The 13,335-nt window shown below is 72.1% G+C and carries 12 protein-coding genes; 8 read left to right on the top strand and 4 right to left on the bottom strand.

Annotation, left to right across the window (positions count from 1 at the left end):
• Positions 1 to 16 precede the first annotated feature (16 nt).
• On the bottom strand, positions 17 to 1,444 hold the full coding sequence (locus ABJD39_RS11700) for a CRTAC1 family protein (protein WP_348608770.1): 1,428 nt from the start codon (positions 1,442 to 1,444) through the stop codon (positions 17 to 19).
• Between the two features lie 89 nt (positions 1,445 to 1,533).
• Between ABJD39_RS11700 and ABJD39_RS11695 the strand changes: the two genes are divergently transcribed.
• Entirely contained in the window at positions 1,534 to 1,977 is a 444-nt protein-coding gene (locus ABJD39_RS11695) for a hypothetical protein (protein ID WP_348608767.1), read from the top strand.
• Between the two features lie 138 nt (positions 1,978 to 2,115).
• On the opposite strand, the gene ABJD39_RS11690 is transcribed toward ABJD39_RS11695, so the two are convergent.
• Positions 2,116 to 3,237 (bottom strand): glycosyltransferase, encoded by a 1,122-nt coding sequence (locus ABJD39_RS11690; RefSeq protein WP_348608764.1) that lies wholly within the window; start codon positions 3,235 to 3,237, stop codon positions 2,116 to 2,118.
• Between the two features lie 89 nt (positions 3,238 to 3,326).
• Positions 3,327 to 4,397, bottom strand: coding sequence for a glycosyltransferase family 4 protein (locus ABJD39_RS11685; protein ID WP_348608761.1), 1,071 nt, complete (start codon positions 4,395 to 4,397; stop codon positions 3,327 to 3,329).
• 159 nt (positions 4,398 to 4,556) lie between these two features.
• Between ABJD39_RS11685 and ABJD39_RS11680 the strand changes: the two genes are divergently transcribed.
• The 6 genes from ABJD39_RS11680 (at position 4,557) to ABJD39_RS11655 (ending at position 11,766) form a co-directional block, all read left to right on the top strand.
• Positions 4,557 to 5,024, top strand: coding sequence for a GNAT family N-acetyltransferase (locus ABJD39_RS11680; RefSeq protein ID WP_348608758.1), 468 nt, complete (start codon positions 4,557 to 4,559; stop codon positions 5,022 to 5,024).
• A gap of 121 nt (positions 5,025 to 5,145) precedes the next feature.
• Positions 5,146 to 6,396 carry an MFS transporter gene (locus ABJD39_RS11675; RefSeq protein ID WP_348608755.1) on the top strand — a complete coding sequence of 417 codons (1,251 nt, stop codon included), beginning with the start codon at positions 5,146 to 5,148 and terminating at the stop codon, positions 6,394 to 6,396.
• A 141-nt stretch (positions 6,397 to 6,537) separates the two neighbouring features.
• Entirely contained in the window at positions 6,538 to 7,470 is a 933-nt protein-coding gene (locus ABJD39_RS11670) for a helix-turn-helix domain-containing protein (protein ID WP_348608752.1), read from the top strand.
• Positions 7,467 to 8,831: a S8 family serine peptidase gene (locus ABJD39_RS11665; protein WP_348608749.1), complete on the top strand. Its 1,365-nt coding sequence runs from the start codon at positions 7,467 to 7,469 to the stop codon at positions 8,829 to 8,831. Before ABJD39_RS11670 ends, ABJD39_RS11665 begins: the two co-directional genes overlap by 4 nt.
• A gap of 69 nt (positions 8,832 to 8,900) precedes the next feature.
• Entirely contained in the window at positions 8,901 to 9,290 is a 390-nt protein-coding gene (locus ABJD39_RS11660) for a hypothetical protein (RefSeq protein ID WP_348608746.1), read from the top strand.
• A gap of 82 nt (positions 9,291 to 9,372) precedes the next feature.
• Complete coding sequence (locus ABJD39_RS11655; protein WP_348608743.1) at positions 9,373 to 11,766, top strand: ATP-dependent DNA helicase; 2,394 nt, start codon at positions 9,373 to 9,375, stop codon at positions 11,764 to 11,766.
• Between the two features lie 272 nt (positions 11,767 to 12,038).
• Here ABJD39_RS11655 and ABJD39_RS11650 read toward each other — a convergent pair whose 3' ends face one another.
• A complete protein-coding gene (locus tag ABJD39_RS11650; protein ID WP_348608740.1) occupies positions 12,039 to 12,593 on the bottom strand; it encodes a class I SAM-dependent methyltransferase in 555 nt (184 codons plus the stop codon).
• Positions 12,594 to 12,660: 67 nt separating this feature from the next.
• Here ABJD39_RS11650 and ABJD39_RS11645 point away from each other — a divergent pair, with 67 nt between their 5' ends.
• The gene (locus ABJD39_RS11645; RefSeq protein ID WP_348608738.1) at positions 12,661 to 13,260 is read left to right on the top strand and encodes a GNAT family N-acetyltransferase; all 600 of its coding nucleotides are present in this window, start codon (positions 12,661 to 12,663) and stop codon (positions 13,258 to 13,260) included.
• Positions 13,261 to 13,335 lie beyond the last annotated feature (75 nt).

The raw sequence follows: 13,335 nt of genomic DNA, 5'->3' as shown, positions 1-13,335 counted from the left end.
GCGACAGCCCGCAGAATCAGAACCGCGGCGCCATCGGGTGGGAGAGTTCGTGTTCGGTCCGGGCGGCGGGCGACTCCAGCGTCGCCTCGCGGCCGTCGGGCCAGCGGACCGTGACGCGCTCGGGCGTCTCATCGCCGAGACCGAAGTGGGCGACCGGCTCCATCTGACAGAGGTACCCCGACCCGGCGCACACGACCTTCGTCCGCGTCCACGACGCCGTCTCGACGGTGACGGCCGCGCCCCGGGCCGGTGCCCCGTACTGGGTGGTCGGGCGCACGCGGAGCCAGTCGTTCTCGGCGGCGCCGTCGACGGCGTACAGCGAGAGCGGCTGGGCGGCGAGTTCGCCGTGGACCACGAGTAACTCGAGAGCGCCGTCGCCGTCGAAGTCCGCGACGGCGGCGCCAGTTCCCAGCCCGCGCGGTTCCGCGGCGTCGCCGGGGTCGAGCGCGGTCCATCCCTCGCGCCCCTTGCGGAACAGGCGGTTCGGGGCGCCCAGCGCGTTGCAGAACAGCTCTTCTCGCCCGTCGTTGTCGAAGTCGGCCGTGACGAGCGTCCGGATCCGCGTCGGCGCCGAGAACTCGGCCGGGGCGGCGTCGCTGAAGGTGGGAAGCGACAGCGAGCCGTCCGCCCGGGGCTCGTGGTCTGTCGGTCGGCCGGACCCGCCCGGTGGAGTCCGAGCGAACAGCCGGCTCGGCGTCTCCCAGCCGCCGACCGCGAGGTCGCCGTCGGCCATCGTGACACCGCGGGCGTTCGTCCCGGGCGCGTCGAGTCCGACGTCCCGGGCGACCTCCTCGAAGTGACCCGAGGCGTTTCGGAACAGCCGATTCGGCCCTCGCTCGACGCCCACGAACAGATCCATCCGATCGCTCACGAGCGGACCGGCGTACAGCGAGCGCGCGCCGGCGTCCAGTTCGAGGCCGACCGCCTCGGACATGTCCGAGAGTTCGCCGTCGTCGCCGAGTTCGTAGAACCGGGAGGGGACGCCGTAGCAGGCGACGAAGACGCCGTAGCGGCCGGTGCCGTAGCGGTCGAGCGCGGCGACCGAGCGGCCGGCGCGGAAGTTGCCGCGGTCGGCGTTGATCGCGAGGCCGAACAGGTCGCGCCAGCGTACGTCATCGTGGTCCGGGAGCACGTCGACGGGGTCGAGCAGGAGGTCGGTATCTCGAGTCTGTCCCCGGTAGGACTCCGTGTTGTGGACGTAGATCTCCTCGGCGCCGTCGGCGTCGAGGTCGGCGGCGACGACGCCGATCGCGTGGCGCCCCTCGTCGGCGACGGCGGGCGTCGCCACGTCGCGGAGGGCGCCGTCGCGCCACGTCAGCAGGCGATTCTCCGGTCCATAGCCGGTGACGAGGGCGCACGGCCCGCTCACGCCCGGCGTGAGCGCGACCCCGTAGCCGCGATGAGGCGCGTCGTCGGCGATAGCGTCGGACCGATCCGCGAACACGCGCCCCGCTCGGGGGCCGGGGTACAAGAGGGCTCGGTTCCGCCCCCCGAGGAACAACGCTTTTCGGACGCCGGACCGAACCCGGATTCATGGCAGACAACGACCCCGAGGACGCTGGATCGGACGCGAACGAGGGCGCCGACGGAGCCGACGGAGGCGACGACGGCGAGGAGAAGTCGTTCCGCGAGCGGGTCGAGGAGATCCGCGAGCGACGCGAACAGGAGCGCGAGGAGGGCGAGGGCGGCGCGCCCTCCCCCGAGGAGATGATGGGCGGCGGGGGCGGCCCCGGCGGCATGGGCGGCGGCGGCAACCCCTTCGCGCAGATGATGGGCGGGATGATGGGCGGCGGGGGCGGCCCCGGCGGCATGGGCGGCGGAATGGGCGGCGGCCCCGGTGGCCCCGGCGGGCGCGGCGCCGAGGAGGAGTCCGTCGGCAACGAGGAGCTCGTGCGCGAGGTGCGTCAGCTCCGCGACGAGGTCCGCGACGCGACCCGGCAGCTCCAGCGGATCGCGCAGGCCATCGAGGACGACTAGCGAGTTCCGCGAAGGGAGGTCTCGACGAAGCGGCGGAGCGGTCTCCGTGCCGGTCCGCCCCGGAGAGCAGCGAGACCGACCGCACTGAGTTCCGTTTTTTTTTTTCGACGCGACCGACGGCGAGCGGCGCGGCCGTCGTCACTCGGTCACCGAGTCGTACAGGTCCGCCAGCCGGTCGACCGCGTGCTCGACGCTCGTCTCCTCGCGGCGGTCGAGGCAGTGCTCGGAGAGCGCCGCACGCTCCGCGAGCGTGCGGTCGATGGCGTCGGCGAAGGCCGCGGTGTCGCCGCGGGGGTAGTGGTAGCCGGTCTCGCCGTCGACGACGGTGTCCGCGAGCGCGCCGGCGCCGACGCCGACGACGGGCGTCCCGCAGGCGTTCGCCTCCAGCGCGACGAGTCCCTGCGTCTCGACGGGCGAGGGGAACACGAAGGCGTCGAGGCTGGCGTACAGCGCCGGGAGGTCCTCGCGGGGGAGAAATCCGAGGAAGCGCGCGTCGACGCCGGCCTCGTCGCAGGCGCGCTCGACCGCCTCGCGGGCGGGGCCGTCGCCGCCGAACACGAGCGTCGCCTCGGCGTCGGCGGCGGCGACCGCCGGCGGGATCTCGGTCAGTTCCTTCTCGAAGCCGTGGCGGCCGGTGTAGCCGACGAGCGGGCCGTCCGACGGGGCGGGCAGATCGTACTTGTCGCGGAAGGCGTCGAGTGCCTCGGCGTCCGGCGGCGCGAAGAAGTCGGTGTCGACGCCGTTGGGCACCACCTCGACGCGCGTGTGGACCCCGATATCGCGGAGGTGCTCGCCGGCGGGTTCGCTGGGGACGACGACCGCGGCGGCGGCGTTCATGTACCGCCGTTCGTAGCGTCGGGCGGCGCCCTCGACGACCGCGGCGGCCGGGCCGGCCGCGAGGTAGTCGGCGTACTCTGCGGTCGGCGTGTGATAGGAGGCGACCAGCGGCGCGTCGATCCGTCGCGCGAGGTACCATCCCGAGAGCCCGAGCGCGAAGGGCGTGTGCGCGTGGACGACGTCCGCGTCGCGGACGGCGTCGGGGACGCCCGGCAGGCCCATCCGGAAGCCGTCGTAGAAGGGGAAGCCGACGCTGCGGGTGGTGTACTCGCCGTCCGTGGGGTCGTGTCCGGGCGCCTCGGGGAACACCACGTCCATCCGGCCGCCGCGGGCGCGCCACTCCTCGCGCCACGACTCCAGCGTGTAGGTGACGCCGTTCACCGTCGGCAGGTACGTGTCGGTGAACGCGGCGACGGTCTGCATTCGTCCGCCGTTTCCGGAGCGAGGGGTAATGCCTTGCGTCTTCCGCGCGGGCGCCGTTGACCGCGGCGGAGTGGTGAGAAAGGGACCGCCTACTGTGCGTCGATCAGTTGCTCGTAGGTGTCGACCAGTTCCTCGCCGACGCGCTCCAACGAGTGCTCGGCGGCCGTCTCGCGAGCGTTCTCGCCGAGTCGTTCGCGGAGATCGGAGTCGTCGGCGAGTCGGTTCAGGGCGTCGACCATCTCCTCGCGGGAGTCACACAGCAGGCAGTCGTGGCCGTCCTCGAAGTACTCGCGGAACACGGGGATGTCCCGGAGGACGCACGGCTTGCCGCAGGCCATCGCCTCCAGCACGACGATGCCCTGGTTCTCCTCCTTCGTCGGGAAGAAGAACACGTCGCCGGCGCCGAACGCGCCGGGCTTGTCGTCGACCCAGCCGGTGAAGGTGACGTTCTCCGGCGGGTCGCCGGTCCACCGCTTCACCGTCTGCGAGGCCTGGGGCCCGGAGTCGACGGTGCCGAACCACGCGAAGTCGTGGTCGACGCGCTTCGCCACCTCGCAGAAGTCGGTGAGTCCCTTGCGCTCGAACACCGACCCGACCGCGAACATCACGACGCCGTCGAGGTCGAATCGCTCGCGGTACGCCTCGCGGTACGCCTCGTGGTCGGCGACCGAGTCGTGGTCGATGCCGTTGGAGACGGCGCGGATCGGCGCGTCGACGGGGTACGCAAGCAGCTGCCGCTTCGTGTACTCCGAGGGCGTGAGTACGAGGTCCGCCTGCGAGTAGAACCACCGGAGGTACCGACGGAGGGCGGGCGCGACGGCGTTCGACCCGCGGAAGCTCTCGCGGAAGTCCTCGCTGGTGACGTGGCAGTGGAGTACCAGCGGCGTGTCCGTCAGCCTCGCGTACCGCGCGAGCGCGACGCTCGCGGGGCCGATGAGGTTCAGGTGGATCACGTCCACGTCGGCGAGGGGTGAGCGACCGGAGACGGCCCGGCGGAGGGCGGCGCGGCGGTCGCCCTCGGCCCACGGCGAGGTGACGACCGCCACGTCGACGCCGGCCGCGCGGGCGCGTTCCAGCGCCTCGACCTGCTGGTCGTGGGCGGTGCCGATGCCCGCGCGGTCGAGTCGGGCGTCGAGTTCGAGGTAGTCGAGAACGCGCACGGTCGGGTGGCTCCGGCTTCGGGGGGTCGGGGTTTGAGCGTGCTGGATCCGCGTCGACGGGAGCCGATCATTCACTCGGACCGCGGACCGCGTCACGGATCGCGTCAGGGGTCGACACGCCGGGCAAAGCCTGAACAGTCGGCGCCGAGCAGTCCCGATATGGAACTCGTCGAAGCCACCGCCGACGACCTCGACGCGCTCGTCGAGCGCTGGTACGACCTCGCGGAGACGATGGCGGCGCACTCCGAGCTGAACGAACACGTCTACGCGGACGCCGACGAGGTCCCGGACGACGGGTTCCGGGCCCACCTCGAGGACGAGCGGGTCACGGACTATCTCGTCGTTCACGGCTCCGAGACGATCGGCTTCCTCACCCTCCGGGAGGGTCGGCACCCCTCGCGACGGTATTCCCGGTACCTCCGGATCGTGAACGTCGCTATCGACGAAGCCCACCGGAACCGCGGCCACGGCACGGCGGTCGTCGAGCGCGTGAAGGAGATCGCCCGCGACCGGGAGTGCGATCACCTCAAGGTCTCCTGCGAGTGGGAGAACGATGGCGCACGCCGGTTCTACCGCGATGCCGGCTTCCGGCCGAAACAGGTCGACTACGCACAGCCACTGGAGTGAGTCGACGGAGGTAGCGCGTCACCCGCTGCGCCCCGACCTCGCCTTCGTTCGCGACGTTCGGGCGGTCGATCCCCGGTTCCATAACGCTTGAGCCCCGCCGCGCGAATCGACACCCGTTCACGTGACGAAGCGCCTCTTTACCACGCTCTGCGGACTGGTCTTTCTCGTCAACTTCGGGCGGGTCGCGTTCGCCCCGCTGGTTCCGGAGTTCCAGCAGGAGCTCGGCCTCTCGGCGGCCGCGGTCGGGTCGGTCACGACGCTCGTGTGGCTCGGCACCGCCGCGCCGCGGATCCCGATCGGCTGGGTACTTACGCGGGTTCGCCGCGAACGGGTCGTCCTCGCGACCGGCGTCGCGCTGTCGGCCGCGGCGGCGCTCACCGCGACCGCGGACTCGCTGTACACGCTTCAGACCGGCGCGTTCGCCGTCGGGCTCGCCACCGGCGGCTACTTCGTCGCCGCGATCCCGCTCATCGGCATGCTGTATCCCGAGCGGACCGGCCGGGCAGTGGGGATTCACGGCACCGCGAGCCAGATCGCGAGCGTCGTCGCGCCGGCGTTCGTCCTCGCGACCATCGCCCGCCTCGGCGACTGGCGCGTCGTGTTCTGGGCGCTGGCCGTCGGCGCCGCGGTATCGACCGCCTCGTTGGTGGTCGTGCTCCGTCGTCGCGGCGCCGACGAGCGCAACCGCGACAGCGACGCCGGCGAAGAGGCCCCGGTGCGTGAGGGGTCAGCGCCGGCCGAGCCGCGGAGCTTCCTCGCGGCGCTGTCGCACTGGCGGATCGTGCTCGCGGGGATGTCGCTGGTCGCCGTCGCCGGGTTCGCCTGGCAGGGCGTGTTCAACTTCTACGTCAGCTACCTGCTCTCGGAGGGGCTGACGCCCGCGAACGCGAACCTCCTGCTCACCGTCGCGTTCGCCGCCGGCGTTCCGGCGTTCTGGCTCAGCGGGCGGCTCGCCGACCGGCTCCCGAAGGTGCCGTACTTACTCGCGCTCAACGCCGCGTTCCTCGCGTCGCTGGTGGCGCTCACGTACGCCGGGTCGCTGGCGGCGTTCGCCGTCGTCTCGGCCGTCATCGGCTACGCCGCCCACGCGCTGTTTCCCGCCGTCGACACGTACATGCTGTCGACGCTGCCTGCGCCGGACCGAGCCAGCGCGTACGCCGTCTTCTCGGGCGCGGCGCTGCTGTTCGAAGCCAACGGCTCGGGCGTCGTCGGCGCGCTCACCGACGCCGGCGTCGGGTTCGATCAGGTGTTCCGGCTGTTCGCCGTCGCGGTCGCGGCGGTGCTCGTGCTCACGGCGCTGTTGTACGCCCTCGGCCGGTTCCCCACACCGCTCGGTAGCGATCGGGCAGCGAGTGAGCGAGTGAATGAGTGAGACTTACGGACCGCTGCCGCGCGTGACGGTCGGTGATCAGTCGACGGCTATCGAGAGACTGTCACCGCGCGTCCCCGTTTCCCGGCGATCCGACGGGACCTGGACCGAAACGTTTTGGTCTTCTGTGTAAAATTGCCGCGTATGTCAGGGACGCTTCCGTCGAGCCAGGACGATCCCGACGACGCCGAGGGATCGGACGGGAGCGACCGCGTTCCGGACGAGACGAACGGGGCACGGGCGGACGGGGCGGACGGAGCGAACAGCACTCGGGCGGACGGGGGAACCGCCGACTCCGACGCCGTGTCGCCGAGGCATCCCGCCACGTCGGAGCGCACGACGTCCTCCGCGCCGACCGACACCGAACCGTCGACCGTGGGTGATGATCCGTCACCGGTGGGCGCGGACCCGACGGCGGCGGATCGCGACGCGGCCGAGCACGGTGACCACGTCCAGCGGGACGAGGCCGACGGCCCAGAGGGCGCCGAGGCCGTCGATGGCCCCGCCGACGGCGGCGACGAGAGCGTCCGCGTCTGTTGGATAGACGACGAGAGCGCGGACGACCTCATCGGCGCGCTCGCTCCACAGACGGCCAGAACGATACTCGGAGCGGTCCACGAGGAACCGCGGACGGCCTCCGAGCTGGCCGATGCGGCCGACACGTCCGTCCAGAACGTCCGCCACCACGTCTCGAAGCTCGTCGACGCCGGACTGGTCGAGACGGCCGACACCCGCTACTCCGTCAAGGGACGGGAGATGACCGTGTACGGCCCCGCGGACGACCGAGTCGTCGTGGCCGTCGGCGGCGAGTCCGAGCGCTCCTCGCTGCTCGACTCGCTTCGCGGACTGTTGAGCGCGGTCGCCGTCCTCGCTGGTGCGAGCGTCCTCGTGCAGTCGGTGTTCGGCCCGGAGGTCGCGACGCTCTCCGGGCCGGAGACGGTGCCGCGTATCGGCGACGCCGTCGGGGCGACCGGCGGCGCGACCATCGGAACGCTCTCGCCGGGCGTGGCGTTCCTCGCCGGCGGACTGCTCGTGCTCGCGACCCTCGTGGCCGTCGGTCGCATCCGGGCCCGGTGACAGCCGTGGGCCGAACGGCAGCACTCCTCGCGGTCGTCATCGTCGTCGCGAGCGCCGGCGTCGGCCTCGTCGGCGCCGACGTGACCGACGAGGCCGCGGTCGCCGGCGGTACCTCGCCCCCGCAATACGGCGACGTCGGCCAACTCTTCGGCGGGGTCACCGCCGGGGCGGTCCCGGGGTCGTCCGTTCACGCCCCGATAGATCGTGCGCGAGTAGAGCGGGCCCCACCCAAGTCAGTCGGCACGGACGCGGATACGGACAGGGTTCGCGTCGGCGTCATCGGGAGCGCCTTCGGCGACGCGGCCGACATCGACGGCCGGGTGGTCGCGCGGGAGCGGGTGACGAGCTCGCGGTTCGGCCTGAAGGTGGGCGACAACGACGCGGGCAGTCACGACGCCGCCGTCGCGAGCGTCGTCGCACAGCGCGCCCCGGAATCGTCGCTGTATCTCGCCTCGGTCGGCCACGAACCGACGCCCGAAGAGTACGCCCGCGCGGTGGACTGGCTCGTGGAGCGCGACGTCGACGTGATCGTCGACGCGGGGAGCTACTACCCGCGGACGGTCGACGGGATGGACCGGATCGCGGGCGCCGCCGAGCGCGCGGCCGATGCCGGCACCGTGTTCGTCACCTCCGGCGGCAACACTGGACAGCGACATTGGCGCGGCGCGGCGACCGACCCGGGCTGGCTGGCGTTCGGCGACAACGGCACGCAGGGCAACCGACTCGGCGAGGAACGGATCTCCGGCTCCGTGACGCTGCGGGTGTACTGGACGGGCGCGGGCGACTACGACCTGTACCTCTACCGCGACGTGGCCGACGGTCCCGACGAGGTCGTCGCGAAGTCGACCCGCGAGTCGGGGCGCGCGGAGGCGATCGACGCGGTCCTTCCTCGCGGCTCCTACTACGTCGCAGTCGACGTGCGCGACCCCGGCGACGGCCACGTGGACCTGTTCGCCGCGCGCCACCGGCTCGCGCACGCCGCCGACAACGGGAGCGCGGTCGCGCCCGCGACCGCCGAGGGCGTCATCTCCGTGGGCGCGGTCGGCCCCGACGGCCGCCTCGCGGCGTACTCCCCGTCGACCACGGATGTGCGGGCGGCGGGGACGGTCGGCCTCCCGGACGGGACGACCCTCGAAGGGACCTCCGCCGCCGCGCCGGCCGTCGCGGGCGTCGTCGCCGAGATGAGCGCCGCCGCCGGCGAGGACGGCCTCACGCCCGCGGAGGTCGAGCGACTGCTCCGCGAGACGGCTGTCGATGGCCGGATCGACCGCGGATCCGCCGTCGCCGCCGCGAGCGTGGGGAACCGCACGGGCGACGACGCGAGCGCGGACGACGGGTCGTGGGCGTACCGCGGTCCGTGACCCGCGCTGCGCTCCGCGGTCCCGGATCGTGCCGAAACCGTTAGGACGACACGCTGCCGTCCCGAACCCGTGAGTGAACCCGGCGGGCCCGCGATCGCCGAGCGCGTCGAGGAGTACTGGGCGTGGGCGGCGGTCGCGCTGTTCCTGCTGGTGTCGGTCGATCTCCTGACGACGATGTACGCCGCCGCGGTCGTCGGAGCCGAGGCGGAGGCGAACCCGCTGATGCGGTGGGCGCTGGGACAGCCCCTGCCCGTGCTCGTCGGCGTGAACCTCGGCGCGGTCGTGCTCGCGGCGGTCGTCTTTCGGGGGCTGATGGAGACCTACCGGCTGACGCCGGCGCGCGTTCGTCCCTACTACGGCCTGCTCATCGAGGTGTGGCTGGGGCTGCTCGTCGCCGCCGGGCTCGGGGTGTTCGCCAACAACCTCTCGGTGATCGTGCTCGGCGAGAGCCTGCTGTGACGGTCGCCGCGGCGGCGACGAGTTCGGCGGACAGGACTGAAGGTTCAAGTACGAAAGCGGGACCATCGACGGACTGAAACCCGTGGCAACCGCCGACTACACCGTGACCGAGGCGACGGACCAGCCGTGGCGAACCGTGTTCGGGCACCCCGACCCGTACCCCGAGCAGGCGGACGGGATCGAGGCCGCCCGCGCCGTCGCTGACGACGGAGGATTCCTCGCACTGGAGGGCGCGTGCGGCACCGGGAAGACGATGCTGGCGCTGACCGCCGGCATCGACCTGGTGCGCGACCCAGACAGCGACTACGAGCGCGTGCTCGTGCTCACGAGCGTCAAGCAGCAGCTCCGACAGTTCGAGGCCGACCTCCGCACGATCAACGACGACCTCCCCGACGACTGGCGTCCCGTCTCCGGCATGACGCTCGTCGGGAAGGCCGACGTGTGCCCGTACGCCCGCGAGAACCGCGGCCGCATCGACACGTCGAACGTGTACGAGCGCTGCGAGGGGCTGCGCGAACGCACCCGGGACCTCGTCGGCGACGGCGGCGAGACGACCGCGGGCGCGCTCGCCGAGCAGGCCCGCCGCGCACAGACCGGACTCGCTGACACCGGCGAGGACGGGGCGAGCTACCTCGAAACGGCGGGCGAGCCGACGCCGTACCTCCCGGAGATGCCGGAACATGGTGGCTCAGCCACCCGGGACGGGGTCGAGTACTGCCCCTTCTACGCGCAGTACCTCGACGACCTCCCGGAGGACGGCGACGCCGCGGAGGCGGTGCCGTTCGACTTCGCCGACCGCGGACTGATCGACGCCGAGGAGTTGGTTCGACTGTCCGCGGGCCACGGCACCTGCCCGCACTCGATGATGGGGGCGATCCTCCCGCAGGTCGAGGTCGTCGTCGGCAACTACTACCACGCGTTCGACCCGACCACGGTCGGCGGGTTCACGGGCGCGCTCGTGGACGACTCGACGTTCGTCGTCTGCGACGAGGCGCACATGCTCGAGCCGCGCGTCCGGGATCTGGTCTCCGACGGCGTCGCCGACGCGAGCCTCCGCGACGCCGAGAACGAACTGACGCGCGTTATCCAGCCGGTGCAGTTCGAGGACTCCGGACGCCGGGTCGAGGGAACAACCGACGCGGATCTCGTGCGCGGCGAGCTGGCCGACGCCGAGGTGAGCCTCGACGAAGTGAAGCTACTCGTGGAGTTCGTGCGCGACCTCCGCGAGGAACTGGACCGCCGCGTCGAGGGCTTCCTCGACGCCGAGCGTCGCGGCTGGCGCGACGATCCGACCGACCTCGACGACGAGGAGATCCCGCTTCGCGACCCCGAGGAGCCCGGCGTCGACGATATCACCGAGTGGGCCCGCGACGCCGGCTACGGCGAGAAGGTCTGGGCCAGGGCCGAGCAGGTGGGCGCCGTCGCCGCGCGGATCCTGGACGAGGCCGAAGAGGAGGACCGCCAGCGCGCCGCGCCGGGCGTCGGGCGGACGCTGAACGCCTGGTACCGCTGCGACCACGAGACGTACTTCCGGGAACTCGAACTCCTGCGCACGTGGGACGAGACCGAGCCACCCGACTCGTGGCGCCGCGCCTACAACGCCCGCCTGGCGCTGCACAACTGCGTGCCCGCGGACGCCATCGGGGAGCGCCTCGCCGACTTCGGCGGCGGCGTGCTCATGTCGGCGACGCTCGCGCCGCTCGACGTGTTCCGGGAGGTGACGGGACTCAACTACATAGAGTCCGAGGGGCGACCCCTCGAGCAGCGGACCTACGGCCTCGGGTTCCCCGAGGAGAACCGGGCGTCGTTCGCGGTCGACGCGCCGAAGTTCACGTTCTCCAACCGCGGGCCTCCCGGCGAGGACAACGAGACCCGGCGCGCGCACGCCGACGCCGCCGCGGAGGTGGCGGCAACGACCCCGGGCAACGTGCTCGTCGGGATGCCAAGCTACGGCGAGGCGGAGTGGATGGCCGGCGAGTTGGAGGCGGACGGACGGGTCGGAAAGGAGGTCCTCATCGACGAGTCCAGCGACGACACCGCGACCGAGGCGCTCAAGACGGACTTCTTCGACGGCGACGCGAAGGTGCTCGTCACCAGCATCCGCGGGACACTCACCGAGGGCGTCGACTACGAGGGCGACCGCCTCGCCGCGGCGGTGATCTGCGGCGTCCCGATCATCAACACGTCGTCGCCGCGGACGCGCGCGGTAAAGACGGCGTACGACCGCGAGTTCGGTGACGGGTTCGAGACGGCGCTGACCGTCCCCGCGGTTCGGAAGGCCCGCCAGGCGATCGGCCGGGTGATCCGCGGCAGCGACGAGGTCGGCGTGCGCTGCCTGATCGACGCGCGGTACGCCCGGGAGTCGTGGAACGCGGTCCGGGAGTACCTCCCCGAGTACGAGCGCGAGGAGTTCCGCCCGGTGAGCCCGGACATGCTGCGCTTCGGACTGGAGCGGTTCTGGGACGATCATCGGTAGTCGCCGCGGTTGAGACAGGCAGTTCCGACGCTGCAGTCATGGGTTCGGTGTCGACCGCGAAAGCCCCCGGCGTTCTGCGCTCGCGCGACTCGCTGTGCTCCTCGTCGGTCGGCTTCGCCTCCCTCCTGCGGTGCTTGCTTCGTCGGGCTTCGCGCAGAACGCCGGCCCCTTTCAGTCCCACCCGCCGGTTGTTCGGGCGAGCGGTGCGGCACGGACACCCGATCGTGCTGCTCCGGGGTGTCGGGAGTCGCCGTCGGGCCGTCCGCCGATCCTCAGCGACGCGCGACGAGGACGAACGTGTCGGTGCGCGTCTCGGCGCGCTCGACGGTGAAGCCGGCGTCCTCGAACGCGCTCGCGGCGTCGCCGACGCCGAACCGCTCGTCGCGCGGCGGTCCCACCTCACCGGGCCCGTCGGCGGTCCAGTCCACCGTGACGACGCGACCGCCGGGGCGGACGACGCGCGCGAGTTCCGCCAGCGACTCGTCGCTCGCGTACTCGTGGTACGTCATCGTCGAGAAGGCGGCGTCGAGCGCGTCGCCTGAAATCGGGAGGTCCTCGACGCCGGCGGTGACCGTCTCGACGTTCTCCGGGACCCCCTTCTCGGCGTACAGGTCGTGCATCTCTGACTGCACGTCGACGGCGTAGCAGGTGCCGACGTGCGCCGCGATCACGTCGGTGTAGAAGCCGGTGCCGGAGCCGAGGTCGGCGACCGTCGCGTCCGCGGGGACCGCCAGCGCGGCGAGCAGTTCCTCGCCCGAACAGTACCGGAACCGGCCGGGGTCCTCGAGCGTGTCCGCGCGGTCGGCGTCGAACGTGTGAAATCCCATCGGCGTTCGGTAGGAATCGAGGAACAATACCCCCGGCGGTTTTGTCGCCTCCCGTCCAGCGGCACCTATGCACGTCCGCGACGCGCGCCCGGACGACGCCGAGTCGATCGCGTCGATCGCACGGGCGTCCTGGCACGCCGCCTACGGCGAGTTCCTGTCCGACGCCGCGATCGACGCGACAGTAGACGAGTGGTACGCGCCCGGGACCCTCCGGCGCCACATCGGTGCAGCCGGCGCGTTCCTCGTCGCGGAGGCGGACGCGGACGAATCGAACGACCTCGGGGAGGCCGACAGCTCCGACGAGGCGGACACGGACGGAGCAACCGATGCCGGGACACTCCTCGGGTTCGCACACGTTCGGTACGCCCCCGAGGTCGGAAACGTCGTGCTGCGGCGGATCTACGTCCACCCGGACGCGTGGGGGAAGGGCGCCGGGTCCGCCCTCCTGGGCGCGGTCGCGCGCCGGTTCGTCGACGACGGCGAACGGCTTTCGGCGGTCGTGTTCTCGGAGAACGAGGTCGGCCTGTCCTTTTACGAGCGACACGGGTTCGAGACGATCGGCGAGCAGACGACGACCTTCGGCGGCGAGGCGCACGACGAGCGGATGGTCGCGGCCGACCTCGCGGATCTCGCGGGGCTCGGGGCCATCGAGGACGACGAGCGGTGATCCGCCGCCGGAGCGAACTCGGCGGGGCGTCCCACCCGGAGCGGGACACACTCGTCGAAGCCCCGGGTCGGCTCC

This window comes from Halobaculum rarum (genome assembly GCF_040025155.1).
Classification (GTDB): Archaea; Halobacteriota; Halobacteria; order Halobacteriales; family Haloferacaceae; genus Halobaculum; species Halobaculum rarum.
The sequence above is the reverse complement of the archived record's forward strand: the minus strand, read 5'-3'. Positions and strand labels throughout refer to the sequence as shown.